At 66.6% G+C, this 17,674-nt stretch carries 20 protein-coding genes; 12 read left to right on the forward strand and 8 right to left on the reverse strand.

The genetic code is table 11. The annotated features are described in order from the left end of the window. Positions 1 to 75: 75 nt before the first annotated feature. Together J3E61_RS27020 and J3E61_RS27025 are read right to left on the reverse strand one after the other, a co-directional pair. On the reverse strand, positions 76 to 1,653 hold the full coding sequence (locus J3E61_RS27020) for a glycoside hydrolase family 13 protein (protein ID WP_210085961.1): 1,578 nt from the start codon (positions 1,651 to 1,653) through the stop codon (positions 76 to 78). Further along, complete coding sequence (locus tag J3E61_RS27025; RefSeq protein WP_192723478.1) at positions 1,653 to 2,057, reverse strand: globin; 405 nt, start codon at positions 2,055 to 2,057, stop codon at positions 1,653 to 1,655. The genes J3E61_RS27020 and J3E61_RS27025 overlap by 1 nt, the downstream gene beginning before the upstream one ends. A gap of 131 nt (positions 2,058 to 2,188) precedes the next feature. Here J3E61_RS27025 and J3E61_RS27030 point away from each other — a divergent pair, with 131 nt between their 5' ends. The 3 genes from J3E61_RS27030 to J3E61_RS27040 are packed head-to-tail and all read left to right on the forward strand — an operon-like array spanning position 2,189 to position 3,577. Further along, positions 2,189 to 2,845 carry an HNH endonuclease gene (locus tag J3E61_RS27030; RefSeq protein ID WP_210085962.1) on the forward strand — a complete coding sequence of 219 codons (657 nt, stop codon included), beginning with the start codon at positions 2,189 to 2,191 and terminating at the stop codon, positions 2,843 to 2,845. Between the two features lie 26 nt (positions 2,846 to 2,871). Beyond that, on the forward strand, positions 2,872 to 3,114 hold the full coding sequence (locus J3E61_RS27035) for a hypothetical protein (protein WP_192723476.1): 243 nt from the start codon (positions 2,872 to 2,874) through the stop codon (positions 3,112 to 3,114). Next, positions 3,101 to 3,577, forward strand: a complete 477-nt coding sequence (locus tag J3E61_RS27040; protein ID WP_192723475.1) for a DUF5130 family protein — start codon at positions 3,101 to 3,103, stop codon at positions 3,575 to 3,577. Before J3E61_RS27035 ends, J3E61_RS27040 begins: the two co-directional genes overlap by 14 nt. 79 nt (positions 3,578 to 3,656) lie before the next feature. Here J3E61_RS27040 and J3E61_RS27045 read toward each other — a convergent pair whose 3' ends face one another. The 3 genes from J3E61_RS27045 to J3E61_RS27055 form a co-directional block, all read right to left on the reverse strand. Beyond that, positions 3,657 to 3,998, reverse strand: a complete 342-nt coding sequence (locus J3E61_RS27045) for an HNH endonuclease (protein ID WP_210085963.1) — start codon at positions 3,996 to 3,998, stop codon at positions 3,657 to 3,659. Between the two features lie 90 nt (positions 3,999 to 4,088). After that, a complete protein-coding gene (gene pepN, locus J3E61_RS27050; RefSeq protein ID WP_210085964.1) occupies positions 4,089 to 6,674 on the reverse strand; it encodes an aminopeptidase N in 2,586 nt (861 codons plus the stop codon). A 53-nt stretch (positions 6,675 to 6,727) separates the two neighbouring features. After that, on the reverse strand, positions 6,728 to 7,093 hold the full coding sequence (locus J3E61_RS27055; RefSeq protein WP_192723472.1) for a DUF732 domain-containing protein: 366 nt from the start codon (positions 7,091 to 7,093) through the stop codon (positions 6,728 to 6,730). Positions 7,094 to 7,321: 228 nt separating this feature from the next. On the opposite strand from J3E61_RS27055, the gene J3E61_RS27060 reads away from it, so the two are divergent. After that, entirely contained in the window at positions 7,322 to 8,032 is a 711-nt protein-coding gene (locus J3E61_RS27060; protein WP_210085965.1) for a DUF4189 domain-containing protein, read from the forward strand. Positions 8,033 to 8,209: 177 nt separating this feature from the next. After that, entirely contained in the window at positions 8,210 to 8,821 is a 612-nt protein-coding gene (locus tag J3E61_RS27065; RefSeq protein WP_210085966.1) for a DsbA family protein, read from the forward strand. 1 nt (position 8,822) lies between these two features. Here the strand turns inward: J3E61_RS27065 and J3E61_RS27070 are convergent, their stop codons facing one another. After that, on the reverse strand, positions 8,823 to 9,461 hold the full coding sequence (locus J3E61_RS27070; RefSeq protein WP_210085967.1) for a flavodoxin family protein: 639 nt from the start codon (positions 9,459 to 9,461) through the stop codon (positions 8,823 to 8,825). A gap of 82 nt (positions 9,462 to 9,543) precedes the next feature. Here J3E61_RS27070 and J3E61_RS27075 point away from each other — a divergent pair, with 82 nt between their 5' ends. The 6 genes from J3E61_RS27075 (at position 9,544) to J3E61_RS27100 (ending at position 15,580) form a co-directional block, all read left to right on the forward strand. Beyond that, entirely contained in the window at positions 9,544 to 10,950 is a 1,407-nt protein-coding gene (locus J3E61_RS27075; protein ID WP_210085968.1) for a cytosine permease, read from the forward strand. 1 nt (position 10,951) lies between these two features. Further along, positions 10,952 to 11,392, forward strand: a complete 441-nt coding sequence (locus tag J3E61_RS27080; protein ID WP_210085969.1) for a nucleoside deaminase — start codon at positions 10,952 to 10,954, stop codon at positions 11,390 to 11,392. A 34-nt stretch (positions 11,393 to 11,426) separates the two neighbouring features. Continuing rightward, positions 11,427 to 12,380, forward strand: coding sequence for an isopenicillin N synthase family oxygenase (locus J3E61_RS27085; RefSeq protein ID WP_210085970.1), 954 nt, complete (start codon positions 11,427 to 11,429; stop codon positions 12,378 to 12,380). Between the two features lie 114 nt (positions 12,381 to 12,494). After that, entirely contained in the window at positions 12,495 to 12,974 is a 480-nt protein-coding gene (locus J3E61_RS27090; protein WP_210086714.1) for a ribose-5-phosphate isomerase, read from the forward strand. 2 nt (positions 12,975 to 12,976) lie between these two features. Continuing rightward, a complete protein-coding gene (locus tag J3E61_RS27095; protein WP_210085971.1) occupies positions 12,977 to 13,771 on the forward strand; it encodes an Fpg/Nei family DNA glycosylase in 795 nt (264 codons plus the stop codon). 351 nt (positions 13,772 to 14,122) lie between these two features. After that, positions 14,123 to 15,580: a hypothetical protein gene (locus tag J3E61_RS27100; RefSeq protein ID WP_192723910.1), complete on the forward strand. Its 1,458-nt coding sequence runs from the start codon at positions 14,123 to 14,125 to the stop codon at positions 15,578 to 15,580. 18 nt (positions 15,581 to 15,598) lie between these two features. On the opposite strand, the gene J3E61_RS27105 is transcribed toward J3E61_RS27100, so the two are convergent. Together J3E61_RS27105 and J3E61_RS27110 are read right to left on the reverse strand one after the other, a co-directional pair. Next, positions 15,599 to 15,889 (reverse strand): DUF1330 domain-containing protein, encoded by a 291-nt coding sequence (locus tag J3E61_RS27105; protein WP_192723464.1) that lies wholly within the window; start codon positions 15,887 to 15,889, stop codon positions 15,599 to 15,601. Positions 15,890 to 15,894: 5 nt separating this feature from the next. Next, positions 15,895 to 16,725, reverse strand: a complete 831-nt coding sequence (locus tag J3E61_RS27110; RefSeq protein WP_210085972.1) for a DUF1542 domain-containing protein — start codon at positions 16,723 to 16,725, stop codon at positions 15,895 to 15,897. 94 nt (positions 16,726 to 16,819) lie between these two features. Here J3E61_RS27110 and J3E61_RS27115 point away from each other — a divergent pair, with 94 nt between their 5' ends. Beyond that, on the forward strand, positions 16,820 to 17,632 hold the full coding sequence (locus tag J3E61_RS27115) for a family 16 glycosylhydrolase (RefSeq protein ID WP_210085973.1): 813 nt from the start codon (positions 16,820 to 16,822) through the stop codon (positions 17,630 to 17,632). Positions 17,633 to 17,674: the final 42 nt, after the last annotated feature.

Consider the following 17,674-nt stretch of genomic DNA (forward strand, 5'->3'; position numbering starts at 1 on the left):
TTCCCTGCCGCGAGCGTGCGTGTCTGCACGTCGACACGCCGCTAAACCCGTACATTTTGCGCACGCTCGCGGTAGTTAGACGAGCCAGGCGGCGGTGTTCGGCGGCAGCTTGCCGTCTGCCAACGGGCCGCTGGCGAGCACGACGTCACCCGGGGGTAGTGGGATCGGCTGCGGGCCGGTGTTGACGATGCAGACCAATCCGCCGCTGTTGCGGAACGCCACACTGTCGGCGGGGGTGTCCAGCCACTCGACGGCCGTGCCGTTGAATTCGGCTCGGCTGCGGCGCAATTCGATCGCCCGCCGGAAGAACGACAGTGTCGAGCCCTTGTCGGGCACCTGCTTCTCCACCGTCAACGCCGCCCATGCCGCCGGAAGGGGCAGCCACGTGTCGGCACTCGACGAGAAGCCGAACGGTGGCACCTCGCCGTCCCACGGCATCGGCACCCGCGAGGCGTCGCGGCCGCGACGAGTATGTCCGGACCGCTCCCAGACCGGGTCTCGCAGCGCCTCGTCGGGCAGGTCGACGTTCGGCAGTCCGAGTTCCTCGCCGTTGTAGATGAACACCGCCCCCGGCAGCGCGAGCATCACCAGGGCCATCGCACGCGCGCGGGCCAAGCCGACCTCACCGTCGCCGTAGCGCGTCGGCTCGCGGTCGACATCGTGGTTGGCCAGCGTCCAGGTCGGCACCGCATCCGCCAAATCCGCTGCGGCAAGCGAATTCTCGATCGCACCGCGGATATCGGCCGCCTCGTATTTTGCGCGCAACAGCCGGAAGTTGAAACCGAGATGCAACTCGTCCTCGCGTACATACCGGGAGAACTGCTCGTTGTCGTAGACCCACACCTCGCCGATCGCGACGGCGTCGGGATAGTCGTTGAACACCCGGCGGATCTGGCGGTGGATCTCGTGCACGCCGTCGTTGTTGAACCGCGGGTCGTCGTCCATGTCGGCCAGCAGCACCTCGGCCTTGATGACCTCCATGTCCGGTAGCCCCGGCGGCTTGGCCATGCCGTGTGCGACATCGATGCGGAAACCGTCGATGCCGCGCTCCAGCCAGAACCGCAGCGTCTTCTCCAGGTCGTCGAACACCTCGGGGTTGTCCCAGTTCAAGTCCGGCTGCTCGGCGTCGAACAGATGCAGGTACCACTGGCCGGGATTACCGTCGGCCTCGACCACGCGAGTCCATGCCGGGCCGCCGAAAATCGACACCCAGTTGTTCGGCGGATGAACACCGCCGGGTCCGGTGCCGTCGCGGAAGATGTAGCGCTCGCGTTGGTCGCTGCCCGGAGTCGCGGCCAGCGCCGCCTGAAACCACGGATGCGCCGAACTGGTGTGGTTGGGCACCAGGTCCATCGTCACCTTGATGCCCAACCGGTGAGCGGCATCGGTCAACCGGTCCAGCGCATCGATGCCGCCGAACAGCGGGTCGACATCACGTGGGTCCGCGACGTCGTAGCCGTTGTCGGCCATCGGCGAGACCATCACCGGGTTGAGCCAGATCGCGTCGACGCCCAGCGCCTTGAGGTAGTCCAGCCTGGCCGTCACGCCGTCGAGGTCGCCGACGCCGTCCCCGTCGCTGTCCTGAAAGGACCGGGGATACACCTGATAGAACAGCGCGTGCGACCACCACGGCCTTGGGGACGGGTCAGTCATCAGAACGGGGAGTTCACCATCGAATGCGCGGCCATTTCCAGGTAGCTGAGAAGTTCCTGTCGATGCTCGTCGTCGAGCGTCTGTGAATCGATCTCCGCGACAGCGGTGTGCATGCAGCGCAGCCACGCGTCGCGCTCAATGTAGCCGATCTTGAACGGGGCGTGCCGCATCCGCAGCCGGGGATGGCCGCGCTGATCCGAGTACGTCCGCGGGCCGCCCCAGTATTGCTCGAGAAACATCCGCAACCGCACCTCGGCGGCGTCGAGCTCGTCGGCGGGATACAGCGGAAGCAGGATCTCGTCCTCGCGGACCAGCTGATAGAACCGCGACACGAGCTTGTGGAAGGTGTCGTGGCCACCGACTTCGTCGTAGAACGAGCGCTGAGCCTGGGTCACGCGCTCCATTGTCCAGTTCCCAGGTTGCGGGCCGCCAACGGGTGAGGTCACCGACTGTTCACTGGAGCGACCAGCGAACACGGGCAGAATTGTCGTGCGATTGTCCGCAATCCGTGGTGGACTGTCTTCTCGGAGGACGTATGGCGCAGCGCAAGAAGAGTCGCGGCCACCGGCACCACCCGGCCGCGGCGGGCTTATCCGGGCCCGCGATAGCCCACGCGCAGTCGCGCGTCTTGCACAGCGTCGACACCCATCCACCGAGTACGAGCGAGGCCTCGATCTGGGGCCGCCGGCGAGTATTACTACTGAATTCCACCTACGAACCGTTGACCGCTCTGCCCATGCGGCGGGCGGTCATCATGCTGATGTGCGGCAAAGCCAGCGTGGTGCACGACGACCCGAACGGCCCGGTGATCCACTCGGCGACCAGGTCGATCGTGGTGCCGTCGGTGATCCGGCTGCATTCCTACGTCCGGGTCCCGTACCGGGCGCGCATCCCGATGACGCGGGCCGCGCTGATGCACCGCGACCGGTTTCGCTGCGCCTACTGCGGCGGCAAGGCCGACACCGTCGACCACGTGGTGCCTCGCAGCCGCGGCGGCGACCACTCGTGGGAGAACTGCGTGGCGGCCTGCTCGACGTGCAACCACCGCAAGGCCGACCGGCTGCTCACCGAGCTGGGCTGGACGCTGCGCGCCACGCCGGTGCCGCCGAAGGGTCAGCACTGGCGGTTGCTGTCGTCGGTGAAGGAACTCGACCCGGCATGGGTGCGATACCTGGGTGAGGGCGCGGCCTAGTCGCTCGTTGTTGTACGGTTTGCGACGTGAGCATCGCATTGACTCATTCCCTGCTCGGTGGCGTTCCGCTGGTTGTACTGCTGGTGTTGATCGCACTCATCTGGGGTGTCGGCAAGAAGCGCAAGGGTCCGCACCCGGAGACCTACAAATTGACCGAGACGTGGACGCACGAGCCGATTCTGTGGGCGTCCGACGAGCCAGCCGAGCACGGCCACGGTGGCCATGGCTCGCACCTGACGGTAGGAGGCGGCGCAAGTGGCAAGTGGTGAAGTCGCGGTCGTCGACTCTGCGCTTCCGGCAGAACTGCCGCGCGGATACGTCGTAACCACCAGCGGCCGGATCTCGGGTGTCACCGAGCCCGGCGAGGTGTCGGTGAGCTACCCCTTCCCGGTGAAGGACCTGGTCGTTCTCGACGACGCGCTGCAGTACGGCTCGCGCTATGCCGGCGCACGCTTCGCTGTCTACCTTGGCGATCTCGGCGCGGACACCGCAGCCACGGCACGCGAGATCCTCGCCAAGGTGCCGACACCGAATAACGCTGTGCTGCTTGCCGTTTCGCCGAACCAGCGTGCGATCGAGGTGGTCTACGGCGCCGATGTGCAGGGTCGCGGCATCGAGGAGTCCGCTCCGCTCGGCGTCTCGGCGGCCGCTGCGTCGTTCAAAGAGGGCAACCTGATGGACGGCCTGATCAGCGCCGTCCGCGTGCTGAGCGCTGGCGTCTCCAAGGCCTGACCCTTTCGGCCGAGCGACCGTGTCTGTACGGCGAAACGCCGCGAGTGGATGTGCAAACGCGGTCGCTCGCGGTGAACGTTCACCCGGTTAGCGCCGTGCGGATTTCGACGTAGCGCGTCAAGAACATGCGCTCGTCGAGGCGCTTGCGGCGTAGCCACGTGGTGACTTCTTCATTGCACTTGCTGGTGTTGCAGGACGCGCAGGCAGGTACGACGTTGTCGATCGTGTACCGGCCGCCGCGCGAGATCGCCATGACGCAGTCGCGTTGCAGTGGAGCGTCGGTCGCGCCGCAGTAGGCGCAGCCGTTCCAGGCGGCCTGGATTGCTGCCCACTGGTCGGCAGTGAGATCGTTGACGACGGCGCCGAGCCGACGCTTCCGTCTGCGCGCAGCCCTGACCCGACGGCTTCGACTGACTGCCATTGATAAAGCGTATGGGTGACGAGCGTGCGCGAAATGTACGCCAGACACGGCGTGTCGGCGTACAGACGCGCACGCTCGCCGTAGTTGGGGTCAGCTGACGTCGAACGCGCGGGCACGCAGGGCGCGCTCCACACCGGCGCGGCCCTCGAGCACCAGGCGCCGCAGCGCCGGGGGCACGTCAGAGTCGTCCAAGAACCGCGTAGCGGCGTCCAGACCGCCTTGGCTGACATCCCACGCCGGATACAACCCGATCACCACCGTCTGCGCGACCTCGCTGGACCGCCGCGCCCACACACCGGAAATGGCATCGAAGTACTTGGCGCTGAACGGCTTCAGCACCTCTTCCTGTCCGGGGCGGACGAAACCACCGATGATCGCGCGCGCGGTGATGTTGGGCAACGTGTCGTCCTCGATCACCTGCTCCCACGCCGCGGCCTTCACCGCAGCCTGTGGGCGCGCCGCCGCTGCCGCCGCGGCATGCCGCCTGCCTGCCGCGGTCGGGTCGCGCTCGGCTTCTGCATCGATGAACGGGGTGTCTCGGCCGTCGGCGTCGATGACGCCCGCCGCGGCCAGCGCCGTGACGATGCGCCAGCGCAGATCCGTGTCGATCACCAGACCCGGCATGTTCACCGCTGCAGGCTCGTTGTCCAACAGTGTCGACAGCACGGCGACGTGGTTGGGCGAGAGCACCGATGCGCACAGCGCGTTGACGAACGCCAGCTGATGATCGGAGCCCGGCGCCGCCTCGCGAGCCAGATCCAGCAGTGCATCCCCGAATGCAGGCCAACCGTTTTCGGTCGCCCACTGCCGCTCCGCGTAGGCGCTCAGCGCCGTTTGCGCCTGCAACAGCAGCCGCTGGGCAACGCCCACTTCGGTTTCGGCATGCACGCCGCTGATCACCAGCGCCACGAAGTCGCGAGCCTTGAGCTCGGCTTCGCGCGTCATCTCCCACGCCGCTGACCAGGCCAGCGTGCGGGGGAGCGGGTCTGCGATGTCGGCGATGCGGGTGAGTGCGGTATGCAACGACTCCGGATCGAGACGCAGCGAGCAGTACGTCAGATCGTCGTCGTTGACCAGAATCAGCTTACCGCGTGAAACTCCTTGCAGCGCAGGAACATCGGTCACTGAGCCTTCGACGTCGAGCTCTTCGCGGTGGATACGGACCAGCTTGCCGCTGCCGTCGTCGTCATAGATCCCGACGGCGAGGCGGTGCACCCTGGTCTCACCGGCACCCGGTTGCGCCCCGCTCTGCGTGATCGCAAACCGGGTGAACCGCCCGTCGGCGTCGAGGTCGAACTCGGGCCGCAGCGTGTTGAGCCCGGTGGTCTTGAGCCACTGCTGCCCCCAGCCGGACAGGTCCCGGCCCGAGGCCTTCTCGAGTGCGCCAAGCAGATCCCCGAATGTCGCGTTGGCGAAGGCGTGGTCGCGGAAGTAGTCCCGCAGACCCGACAGGAACTCCTCCAGCCCGACGTAAGCGACGAGCTGCTTGAGCACGCTGGCGCCCTTGGCGTACGTGATGCCGTCGAAGTTCACCTCGACCGCGGCCAGGTCGGGGATGTCGGCGGCCACCGGATGCGTCGACGGCAGCTGGTCCTGCCGGTAGGCCCACGACTTCTCCACATTCGCGAAAGTCGTCCACGCTTCGGTGAATTCGGTGGCCTCGGCCTGGCACAACACCGAGGCGAACGTCGCGAAAGACTCGTTGAGCCACAGGTCGTCCCACCACTGCATCGTGACGAGGTCACCGAACCACATGTGCGCCATCTCGTGCAGCACGGTCTCGGCGCGCCGCTCGTATGACGCGCGAGTCACCTTGCTGCGAAAGACATAGTCCTCCAGGAACGTGACCGCGCCTGCGTTTTCCATTGCGCCAGCGTTGAATTCGGGCACGAACAGCTGGTCATACTTGCCGAATGCGTAGGGAACGCCGAAGTTGTTGTGATAGAAGCCGAAACCCTGCTTCGTCTGCGTGAAAAGCCGGTCGGCATCCATGAATTCGGCAAGCGACTTGCGGCAGTACAGGCCGAGCGGAATGTCGCCGTGGTCGTCGCTGTAGGTGTCGGTCCAGTGCGCGTAGGGCCCGGCGATCAGCGCGACGAGGTAGGTGCTCATTCGCGGTGTGGTGACGAAGGTGTGCTCGTGCGCATCGCCCACGCCATGCACGTGTCCGCTGGCGCCGTTCGAGATGACTCGCCAATGCTTGGGCGCGGTCACCATGACGTCGAACGTGGCCTTCAAGTCGGGCTGGTCGAAGCACGCGAACATCCGCTTGGCGTCGGCGGTTTCGAACTGCGAGTACAGATACACCTCGCCGTCGACCGGGTCGACGAAACGGTGCAGGCCCTCACCGGTGTTCGAGTAGCGGCAGTCGGCGTCGATCACCAGCACGTTGCGTTCGGCGAGCCCTTCCAGTCGGACGCCGGTGGACTCGTCATAACCCGACACGTCGATGCTGCGCCCGTTGAGGGTGGCGCTGCGGACCGTGTCGGCTGCGATGTCGATGTAGGTGTCGGCGCCCGCCAGCGCGTCGAACTCGACCGTCGTCACCGAGCGGAACGTCCGCTCGCCTGGTTTCCCGTCGCCGTCGGTGAGGTCGAGGGTGATCCGATAGCTGTCGACGGTGACGAGGGCGGCGCGTTCGACGGCCTGCTCGCGGGTCAGATTAGGAAGTGCCACGCATCCAACCTAGTGGCCGCCCTGGCTCGGCGGCGGCCCGAGCCGACGTGTGACTAGATTCCCGGTATTCCGGACAGGCCTGGGATTCCCTGCAGGCCGGATAGCGAGTTGAGGAACGTGCCGTTGCCGATCGATGACATCATCTGCGGGCAGTACATCGAGATCGCGATTCCGGTGAAGAACGACGCCATCGCGGGGTTGATGCCGTTGTTGGAGACGGTCGAGTAGATCGAAGCCATGTTCTTACCTGGCTCGACCAGCATCGGGCAGATCGACTGGCCGAGTTGCTCGGTGTTGGTGGGATCGCCGTAGCCGATGCCGGCGTCGGTCAGCGCACTGAGGAAGTTGTTGTTGGTGACGGGGTCGGCGGACGCCGGTGCCGCGAGGCTCAGTGCCGTCGCGACCCCGACCAAAGTCACGGTCGAATATCGTTTCGCTTTATTCACGGAAACAACACTGGTTGACAGCAGTCACATAGACAACACGGTTAGGTCACCGTTTGCACACTATGCGTGTCCTTTGCGCCGAGTCTTTGAGTCGCGTGGCAGCTGGGGACCCTTCAAAAAAGCGTCCCCTCTCGCCCCACTGGCGGCCCTTATCGGGTGAATGCGGCCAACCGGGCTGCACGACCGACAAAGGAATCAATCATGACCACCAGCAAAGCCTCACGACGTCAAGTGCGCATCAAATCGAGCGTGATGCTCGCGACCGCGGGAGCCGTCGCCGGCCTGCTCGGCGCGGCGACCCCGGCCAACGCAGCGGCGGACGCCTACGTCGCGCTGTCCGTCGGGTACCTCAACGACGCTCCTCCTGTCCAGACGGTCGGCGGCATGTCAATCGGACCGGACAACGATCAGGCCGCCCACGCATCGCTTTCCAACTGCGTGGACAACGGTGGGGGTCAGTGCGTGTTCGAGATCAGCGCGAAGAATGCGTGCGCCGCCGCTGCGGCGAATGATTACGGGGAAATCGAGGCGGCGTCGGACGCGTCGCTTCAAGTCGCCCAACAAGGTGCACGCAACAAACTGCAGAACCAGCAGGGCGCGCACATCGTGGTGTCGGGTTGTTCGAATGGGCAAGCCGCCCCGCCGCCACCGAACCAGCCACCACCGCCCAAGCTTGGACCCACCGTCACCTTCAATCCGATCCTGGGCGGCCTGCAGGCGCGCATCACCGACCGCAGCGGTGTCTCCTCGCAGTGCACGTACGTGACAGACAACGTGAACCGCAGCTTCGCGTTGGCGGCCAACTCGACGTACAACCTCAAGATCGTTCCGGCCATCCCGCAGTTCCGGAACTGGAATGTGACCATCACGTGCGACAACGGCACCAGCACCAAGGCCACGACGTATTTCTGAGTTCGCCGTGCGATTGAGTGCTGACCACTCGACCGACACAATCGGCCCGTCACCGACGAAGCTGGCGGGCCGATTGTGGTGCTGGTCGTTGAACCGGGTGGCAGCGGGAACACGTTGATTGGCTGCAGGGTTGTGCTGAACGGATTTCTGTCCAACTACCGAGAGGACCAAACAGTCATGGCTGAAAAGTCGGTTGCGGATTTCTGGTTCGACCCGCTGTGCCCGTGGTGCTGGATCACCTCGCGCTGGATCCTGGAGGTCGAGAAGGTCCGCGATATCGAGGTCAACTTCCACGTGATGAGCCTGGCTGTGCTCAACGAGAACAAAGAGGACCTGCCAGAGCAGTACCGCGAAGGCCTCAAGCAGGCCTGGAAGCCGGTGCGGGTGGCCATCGCAGCCGAACAGGCCAAGGGCTCGGAGATCCTGGCGCCGCTGTACGCCGCGATGGGCACGCGGATCCACAATCAGGACAACAAGGATTTCGACGTCGTGATCAAAGAGGCCCTCGAAGAGGTCGGCCTGCCGGCCGAACTGGCCGAGGCGGCGGGCACCGACAAGTACGACGAGGCACTGCGCAAGAGCCATCACGAGGGCATGGACGCCGTGGGCGAGGACGTCGGGACTCCGACCATCCACGTCAACGGTGTCGCGTTCTTCGGCCCGGTGCTTTCGAAGATCCCGCGCGGCGAGGAAGCCGGCAAGCTCTGGGACGCCTCGGTGACGTTCGCGTCCTACCCGCACTTCTGGGAGCTCAAGCGCACCCGCACCGAGGCGCCGACCTTCGACTGAGTCAGGCCGGCTCGTCCCACACGCGGTTGGACCGCGCGGTGTCCAGCCGGTAGTCGGTGACGCGGATATCGAACAGCCGCGCGCCGAGATCGCGCGCGCACGACAGCGGATCGCTGGGGTCACGCACTATCTCGCCGCGGCTGGTCGCGTTGCCGACGACGACGCCGACGAGGTCCTGACGCAGATATCGGGTCAGCTCCTGAAACTGCGCGACGACGCCCTGCGTGGCACCGACGTAACTCTCCTCGCATGAGATCAGCACGCCGACGCGCTTGTCCATGATCTCGCTGACGACTTGATCCTGCAGCGGCGAGCTGTTCGCGGTGTAGCAGAACAGCCTGTCGAACACCGTCTTCAGCCGGGCTGGCATGCCGTAGAAGTACAGCGGCATCGCGAAGATGATGCCGTCGGCGGGCAGGATGTGGTCGATCAGCAACTCGGAGTAGCGGTCGTCCAGCGAGCAGCTGCCGTCCGCCAGCCGGCACCGCCGGCAGTTGCCCAGCATGCGGTCGACGTAGTCGTCGAGAAAGACGTGCTCGACTTCGTGACCGGCGGAGCGGGCGCCCTCGATCGCGGAGCGGGCAAGGACATGGGAGTTGCCGTCATCGCGCGGGCTTGCGCTGACCACGAGTGTCTTCACGTGGGCTAGCAACTTGCTGTGCCGCCGGTTTGTTTCCGGCGGGTTTACTCCGGTTGCGAGGAAGGGTCGCGGGGATGAATGTATGACGGTGACACTGACCGAACCGACCGTCCAGACCGACGGCACCTACCGCGACCAAGTCGCCGCGGTCGAACCAGGCGGTAACGAATACATCGCCGAGGCTGACCGCCACGGCAAGCCCAGCCAGTTGTTCTGGACCTGGACCTCGCCCAATCTCGAGTTCGCGACGATCTTCGTCGGCGTGCTGTCCGTCGCCGTTTTCGGCATGACGTTCTGGCAGGCCGTGCTCGGCATCGTCATCGGCACCGGCCTCGGCGCGATCGCGCATTACTTCCTGTCCGCCCGCGGGCCGCTGCACGGTGTGCCGCAGATGGTGTTGGGTCGACTTGCGTTCGGGTTCAAGGGAAATGCGCTGCCCGCCGTGTTGATGTCGGTGACCGCCGGGGTCGGATGGTTCGCCACCAACAGCGTCAGCGGCGCGTACGCGCTGGCCACGCTGTTCGGGTTCGGGCCGCTGGTGGGGCTGCTGATCATCGTGCTGCTGCAGACCGGGCTCGCGTTCTTCGGGCACAACCTCGTGCAGGCATTCGAGAAGTGGACGTTCCCGGTGCTCGCGGTGATTTTCGCGATCGCGTCGGTGGTCATCCTGTCCAAGTCGCACTTCGGCGCGCCGGCCGCCGCCGGCGGTGTCGGCGGCATGGGCGGCTTCCTGCTGACCGTCGGCACCGCGTTCGGCTACGCCGCCGGATGGACGCCGTATGCCGCGGACTACACCCGCTATTTGCCCGCGACGGTTTCGACCAGGGCCACCGGCTTCTTCGCGGCCGCCGGCCTGTTTCTCAGTTGCGTGTTCCTCGAGGCCGTCGGCGCCGCGTCCGTCACCATCGGCGGCGACACTCTGGACAATCCGACCGCATCGTTCACCAGCCAGCTCGCCTCGCCGCTGGCCAAGGCGACGCTGTTGGCGATCGCGATCGGCGCGGTCGCGGCCAATGCCATCAACATCTATTCGGGCGCAATGGCTTTCGTGACACTGGGTATCAAGCTGCCCCACCACATCGCGAGGGCTCTTGTCACCGTGTTCTTCGGCGTGGCCGGATTCCTGGTGGCTTGGTGGGCGTTGCCCGATGCCGCGCAAAGCTACGAGGCGTTCCTACTGATCATCGCGTATTGGATCGGCCCGTGGCTGGGGGTGATGTTCGCCGACCAATACCTGCGCCAGAACCAGATCGTCGCGCGCTTCCTCTACGACCGCTCCTACGCCAATTGGAATGGGCTGCTGGCGTTCGCCATTGGCCTGGTGGTGTCGGTGGCGTTGTTCTCCAACCAGGAGAAGTTCGTCGGCTGGGTGGCCAAGGCATATCCGGCGCTCGGTGATGTCACGTTCTTCGTCGGCTTCCTGCTCTCCGGTGCCGCCTATCTGGTGCTGTGCCGGTCGAAGATCGCCGCGGAGCGGGCCGCTGTCTGAGATGGACGCCGAAGCGATGCTCGAGGTCGCCTACCAGGAAGCGCGAAAAGGCTTGGCGGAAGGCGGTATTCCGATCGGCGCCGCGTTGTTCAACGCCGACGGCGTGTTGCTCGGCAGCGGTCACAATCGTCGGGTCCAGCACGATGACCCTTCGGTGCACGCCGAAACCGACGCGTTCCGTGCCGCCGGTCGGCAACGCGACTACCGATCGACGGTGATGGTGACGACGCTATCGCCGTGCTGGTACTGCAGCGGGTTGGTGCGTCAGTTCAACATCGGGGCGGTCGTGATCGGTGAAAGCCGCACCTTCACCGGTGGGCATGACTGGCTGGCCGAACACGGCACCTCGGTCACGATCCTTGACGACGAGCGATGCGTGACAATGATGGCGGAGTTCATCGCGGCCAACCCGCAACTGTGGAACGAAGATATAGGGCGATGAGCGCTTGCGCGAAGAGCATTGGGAGAGTGAGTGAGTGATTGCGACCGTTGACATCTCGCACTGGCACGAGGGTGGCGCGACGGCCGCCGAGGTAGCCGCTGCTGTTGATCAAGGTCTGCAACGCGCGGGCTTTCTGCTCGTCACCGGACACGGAGTCGATCCGGCGCTGCCACAGCGGGTGCGCGCCGCAGCGCGGGAGTTCTTCGCCCTGCCTGATGACATCAAACGCCGGTACTCGGTCCCGGTCGCCGGACACGGCTGGCTGCCACCAGGAGTGGAAGCCAACGCGTATGCCGAGGGCACCGAGACGCCGCCGGACCTCAAGGAGAGCTACAGCCTCGGCGCAGAGACCGCGACAGGCGACCCCGAGGTGGACCGAATCTGGTTCGCGCCCAACGTCTGGCCGCACGAAGTGCCTTCACTGCAGTTGCTGGTCGACGAATACACCGCAGCCATGCGTGGGCTTGCCGACGATCTGCTGGCCCTGTTCGCCTATGCGCTCGGGCTGCCGGAGAACCCCTTCGCGACGCTGGCCAGCAGGCCGACATGGACGATGAACATCAACCACTACCCGCCCGTGAGCGTCGTCGGCGAACCCGAGCCCGGTCAGTTCCGCATCGGCCCGCACACCGACTTCGGCACGGTGACCATCCTCGACCGCGAGCCGGGTGCCGGTGGCCTGCAAGTGTATTCGGACGACGACGGGTGGACCGACGCACCGTATGACCCGGATGCGCTGACCGTGAACATCGGCGACTTGTTGGAGTACTGGAGCGGGCGGCGCTGGCCGTCGGGTCGTCATCGGGTGCTGCCGCCGCAACCGCACGCGCCCGAGGAAGATCTGGTCTCGCTCGTCTACTTCTACGAGGCCAACCACGACGCGCTCGTCACGCCGCTTGCGCCGCCGATCGGACGGGTGTCGGGCCTGGAGCCGGTGACGTCGTCGACGTTCATCAAGGAGAGGCTCGACGCGATCACCGTCGGCTAGGCGCGTCCGCCTTTGGCGCGAGCGACCGCAAAATGCCGACATCTCGCGGCGTGTCGCGCACAAACACGGGCGCTCGCGGCAGGGGTGGGCGCACCCTCTGCCAGAATGACCGCCATGCGCGTCTACCTGGGAGCTGACCACGCCGGCTTCGAACTCAAGCAGGCTGTCATCGAGCACCTCCGCAAGACCGGCCACGAGCCGATCGACTGCGGGGCCTACGCGTACGACGCGGAGGACGACTACCCGGCGTTCTGCATCGCAGCCGCGCAGAAGACCGTCGCCGACCCCGACAGCCTCGGCATCGTGATCGGCGGCTCGGGCAACGGCGAGCAGATAGCCGCGAACAAGGTTCCCGGCGTGCGCTGCGCGCTCGCGTGGAGTGTGGAGACCGCAACGCTGGCCCGCGAGCACAACAACGCACAGGTGATGGGCATCGGCGGTCGGATGCACACCGTCGAGCAAGCACTGGAGATCATCGACGCGTTCTTGGCGGCCCAGTGGTCGAAAGCCGAACGGCACCAACGTCGTATCGACATCCTCGCCGAGTACGAGAAGACTCACGTCGCGCCGGCCGTGCCCGGCGCGCCCGCGTAGGTATGCCGGAAGGCCACACCCTGCACCGGCTAGCCCGGTTGCATCAACGCCGGTTCGGCCGGGCGCCTGTGATGGTGTCCAGCCCGCAGGGCCGGTTCGTCGACGGCGCTGCGTCGGTCAACGGACGGGTGCTGAAGAAGGCCGCCGCCTGGGGCAAGCACCTGTTCCATCACTATGAGGGTGGCCGCGTGGTGCATGTGCACCTCGGCTTGTACGGCACATTCACCGAACTGCCGATACCGATGCCCCTTCCCGTCGGCCAGGTGCGGATGCGGATGATCGGTAGCGAATTCGGCACCGACCTGCGCGGCCCGACGGTGTGCGAGGTGATCGAGGAGCCCGAGGTCGCCGACGTGGTCGCCAAGCTGGGGCCGGACCCGTTGCGGCGTGACGCCGACGGCTCCCTGGCATGGATGCGAATCACGAAGTCCCGCAGGCCAATTGGCGCACTCTTGATGGATCAGACGGTGATCGCGGGTGTCGGCAATGTGTACCGCAACGAACTGCTGTACCGGCATCGGATCGACCCGTACCGCATCGGTACGCACATCGACGAGGCAGAGTTCGACGCCATGTGGACCGATCTGGTCGACCTGATGAAGGTCGGCTTGCGCCGGGGAAAGATCATCGTCATGCGCCCCGAGGACGACCACGGCCTGCCCTCGTACGCCCCGAACCGGCCCCGCACCTACGTCTACCGCAGGGCCGGCGAACCGTGCCGGGTGTGCGGAACGACGATCCGCACCGCCGAACTCGAGGGCCGCAATCTGTTCTGGTGCCCGACTTGTCAGCGTTAAAAATTATCGTCAATGCAAATAAATTCTGTTTGCTCCGGCGGCCGAATGGCACGGCAAATCAGTTGTCTAATCCAGCAAGCCTCGGCTAGTGCCGTTTTGCATAATGGACCTCAGGTTTCCGCCAGTGAGCGCCGCTTATAGGAAAGTATCGGCGGATCAACCGTCGGCTGGCCATTGGAAGTCGGGCCCATCCGGGCGGACACATAATTGGTGCATTCTTCAACATTCTCTTGGTTGCTGGAGTTACCTTTGCGGACGGCCAGGCATCGCGTCGTCAAAGGGGTTCCCATGTCGAAGCACCGTCGGTATCGAGGCAACGGGCGTCACCGCGCGCAGGCGAAGTCGCGTCGGCTGGTCGCGACGGCGGTCGCCGTCGGCGGGGCCGGCCTCGTCCTGAGCGCTCCCGCCGCGGCACTGTTGGCGATGCCCGGCGAAGCGCACGCTGCACCGTTGGCGCCGACGCCGAATGGTCTCTTCGGGTGCATCGTTGGCACGACCACGGGTGACGAGTGCCTTGCCGGCGACAGCGCGGGATTGGGCGACAGCCTGACGGCGAGCCTGGCGACGGCCCAGCCCTTCCTCGATGTCGCCGGCGGCATTCCGATCGTCAACATCTTCATCGGCAACGGCGCCGACGGCACCGCGGCACACCCCAACGGTTTCAATGGCGGTCTGCTGATTGGCAACGGCGGCAACGGTTTCAACGCGACCGGCGTCGGCGCAAGCGGCGGCGCGGGCGGCCGCGGCGGATTCCTGATCGGCAACGGCGGCAATGGCGGCAACGGTGCCGACGGTGACGCCACGCACGCGGGCGGTAACGGCGGCAACGGCGGTGCCAGTGGGTTGTTCATCGGCAACGGCGGCAGCGGCGGCAATGGTGGCAACGGCGCCAACGGCACGAACGCCGTGAACCCGACGACGTCGAACACCGCGGCGCCCGGGCAGAACGGCGTCGGCCTGCAGAACGGCGGCAACGGTGCGAACGGCGTGCCCGGACCGGAGCCCGGTTCTCTCGGGAAGGACGGCGGCGACGGCGGACCCCTCGGCGGTAACGGCGGCAACGGTGGCGACGGCGGGGCCGGGACGCCCCTGACGCATGCCGGCTACGGCGGCGACGGCGGCGACGCCCTGGCCAACGGAGGCAACGGCGGCAACGGCGGTGCCGGTGGTTCTGACCTGAGCGGGGTGTCCCCGACCAATGGCGGCTGGGGCGGCGACGCGGGCAACGGCGCGACCGGCACCAGCGGCGGCAACGGCACCGCGGGCGGCAGCGGCGGATCGGGCGGCAGCGGCGGCTTGCTCAGCGGCACCGGAGGCAGTGGCGGCACCGGCGGCAGCGGCGGGAACGGCGGCAACGCCGCCTCCGGCGGCAACGGTGGAAACGGTGGCGCAGGCGGCGCGAGCAGCACCGATGGTTCGCCCGACGGCACCGGTGGTGACGGCGGCTCCGGTGGCACCGGCGGCACCGGCGGCAGTGGCGGCGCGGGCGGTGACGGCGGCGCGGCCGGGAAGGGCGCCAGCGGCAGCGGAACGGCCGGGGCCGGCGGCAGCGGTGGCTCCGGCGGCATGGGCGGCTCCGGCGGTACGGGCGGTACAGGCGGCGCGGCCGGCGGCAAGACCGGCGCGGCGGGCCCTGATGGCAGCGGAGGTACCGGCGGCACCGGTGGCGCGGGCGGCGCAGGCGGCAAGAGCGGTAGCGGCACGTCGGGCACTGGGGCCAAGGGCGGTTCGCCAGGCACCGGGTCGTCGGGCACTTCCGGAGGCTCCGGCGGCGCGGGCGGCAGTGGGGGCAGCGGCGGCACCCCCTGACAACTGAGCGTTGCCGCCCTAGATGCCTTCGACGAAGGTGAGGCGTCGGCTCAGCGCACGGTCGCGGAACGTCAACGCCTGCGCGTAGTCCTCTGACGAGTACCACCGCCGCGCGGTTTCCATATCGGGGAACTCGACGATGACGAGCCGTCGCTGCGGCGGCCAATCTCCTTCTGCCGCTTCGGGAAGCGCCGCGCGCACCAGGTAGCGCCCGCCGTGCTTCTCTATCGACGGCTTTGCGAGATTGCGGTACTGCTCGAAGCTGCTCTCGTCGAGGACTTCAACCTCGGAGATGACGTATGCGGCCATCGACGTCAGAAGTCGCCGAAGCCGCCGCCGTCGAACCCGCCGCCGTCGAAGCCACCGCCGTCCCAGCCGCCGCCGTCCCAACCACCGCCGTCGCCGCTGTATCCGTCGAAGCCCGAAGCGTCGGCGCCGCCACCGTCGAATCCGCCGCCGTCCTGTGCAGCGGCGAAACCGTCGGAGTACCCGTCGCCGTAGCCGCTCTCGAAACCCTGTGCGCCGTAATCAACTCCGTGCATGCCGTCGAACAACGCGTCGAACAACAGCACCGAGCCCACACCCCACGCGCCCGCGACCAGAGCTGTCTTCCACCACGGCTCTGAGTACCAGCCCGCCGGTACGGGACGGCCGGCCACCCGACCACCGGGGTAGTAGTTCGGCGTGCGCGGCGACGGTGTCGGTGAGGCCTCGATTTCGCGGCCCTCGTAGTTGACTCGGCGATCCTCTGTCACGGCTCCCGCGGACCGCTGTCCGCTCAGCGACTCCAATTCCGGTCCGGGATCCATGCCCATCGCGGTGCGGGCGGCGCGCACGTAGTACAGCCCCTCGATCGCACTTTCCTTCGCCAGCGCAGCCTGTCGCACGGTGGTGGCCTGATCGATCTGTGAGGACGCGGCGGTGTAGCGCTCGGAGGCGTCGGCCATCGCCTGCTTGGACGCGTCGTCGGTGCCCGTCAGGTTCAGCACCTGTCCGCCCAGTCGCTCGATGAGCCGCCGCGCATCGGCCTTCGCGTCGTCCAGCGAGGCCGCGTTGCGCCTGCCCGAAGCCTTCGACGAGCTGTAGACGGCGAACGCGATAGCGCCGATGACCACGATGATGAGCACGAGCAAGGCCCCGTTCATGGCGTCCAGCGTACCGACAGGAAATCGGCCGAAAGGCGGTCGCGAATACGCCCAGAGCGGAGCCGAGAATGCCGGGCATGGTTTCATCGCAGGCGTGGCTGACTTGAATCGTCGCGATCTGATGGTGATGGCAGGACTCGGCGCGGTGGGCGCCGCGATCCGCGTTCCGACGGCGTCGGCGGCGCCGCCTGGTGGCACGCAGCCGACGTACATCTTCCAAGATGAGTTCGACGGGCCGGCGGGCTCGGCACCGGACCCGTCCAAGTGGCTGGTGGCAAAAGCCCGCGAGTCGATGCAGGACCCGACGTACTGGGAGCTGCCCGAGCACGTCGGGCAGTACCGCAACGACCGTCGCAACGTCTACCTCGACGGCAACTCGAACCTCGTCTTCCACGCCGCCAAGGACGGCAACACGTTCTACAGCGGCAAGGTGTTCAGCACGTTCTACGGCGGCATCGGCCACACCTGGGAAGCCCGGATCAAGCTGAACTGTCTGACCCCGGGCTGCTGGCCGGCGTGGTATCTGTCCAACGACAACCCCGTCAACGGCGGCGAAGTCGACATCATGGAGTGGTACGGCAACGGCAGCTGGGCTCCCGGCACCGCGGTGCACGCCAAGCTCAACGGCGGTGAACATTCGAGCCAGACCATCTCGGTCGACAGCGCCTGGCACACGTGGCGATGCACGTGGGACGACGCGGGCATGCGGTTTTGGAAGGACTACAGCGACGGCGCCCAGCCGTACTTCACCGTGCCTGCGCACTCCCTGCCGTCCTGGCAGTTCAACGATCCCGGCTTCACCCTGTCGCCCGTCTTGGACCTCGCGGTCGCCGGCTCCGGCGGAGGCGACCCGAGTGGGGGGACCTATCCCGCGGACATGCTCATCGACTGGGTGCGCGTGTGGTAGCTGGATCCTTGAATTAATAAGTGTTAGTCGAGCTTGCCGCTT

The organism is Mycobacterium sp. OAE908, from assembly GCF_017872775.1.
Lineage (GTDB): Bacteria > Actinomycetota > Actinomycetes > Mycobacteriales > Mycobacteriaceae > Mycobacterium.

Coding starts and splice junctions, on each gene's coding strand:
- J3E61_RS27060 (WP_210085965.1), top strand. CDS start 7,322: ATGACCACCAGCAAAGCCTCACGACGTCAAGTGCGCATCAAATCGAGC.
- J3E61_RS27020 (WP_210085961.1), bottom strand. CDS start 1,653: ATGACTGACCCGTCCCCAAGGCCGTGGTGGTCGCACGCGCTGTTCTAT.
- J3E61_RS27090 (WP_210086714.1), top strand. CDS start 12,495: ATGCGCGTCTACCTGGGAGCTGACCACGCCGGCTTCGAACTCAAGCAG.
- J3E61_RS27095 (WP_210085971.1), top strand. CDS start 12,977: ATGCCGGAAGGCCACACCCTGCACCGGCTAGCCCGGTTGCATCAACGC.
- J3E61_RS27075 (WP_210085968.1), top strand. CDS start 9,544: ATGACGGTGACACTGACCGAACCGACCGTCCAGACCGACGGCACCTAC.
- J3E61_RS27080 (WP_210085969.1), top strand. CDS start 10,952: ATGGACGCCGAAGCGATGCTCGAGGTCGCCTACCAGGAAGCGCGAAAA.
- J3E61_RS27065 (WP_210085966.1), top strand. CDS start 8,210: ATGGCTGAAAAGTCGGTTGCGGATTTCTGGTTCGACCCGCTGTGCCCG.
- J3E61_RS27025 (WP_192723478.1), bottom strand. CDS start 2,057: ATGGAGCGCGTGACCCAGGCTCAGCGCTCGTTCTACGACGAAGTCGGT.
- J3E61_RS27045 (WP_210085963.1), bottom strand. CDS start 3,998: ATGGCAGTCAGTCGAAGCCGTCGGGTCAGGGCTGCGCGCAGACGGAAG.
- J3E61_RS27030 (WP_210085962.1), top strand. CDS start 2,189: ATGGCGCAGCGCAAGAAGAGTCGCGGCCACCGGCACCACCCGGCCGCG.
- J3E61_RS27110 (WP_210085972.1), bottom strand. CDS start 16,725: ATGAACGGGGCCTTGCTCGTGCTCATCATCGTGGTCATCGGCGCTATC.
- J3E61_RS27105 (WP_192723464.1), bottom strand. CDS start 15,889: ATGGCCGCATACGTCATCTCCGAGGTTGAAGTCCTCGACGAGAGCAGC.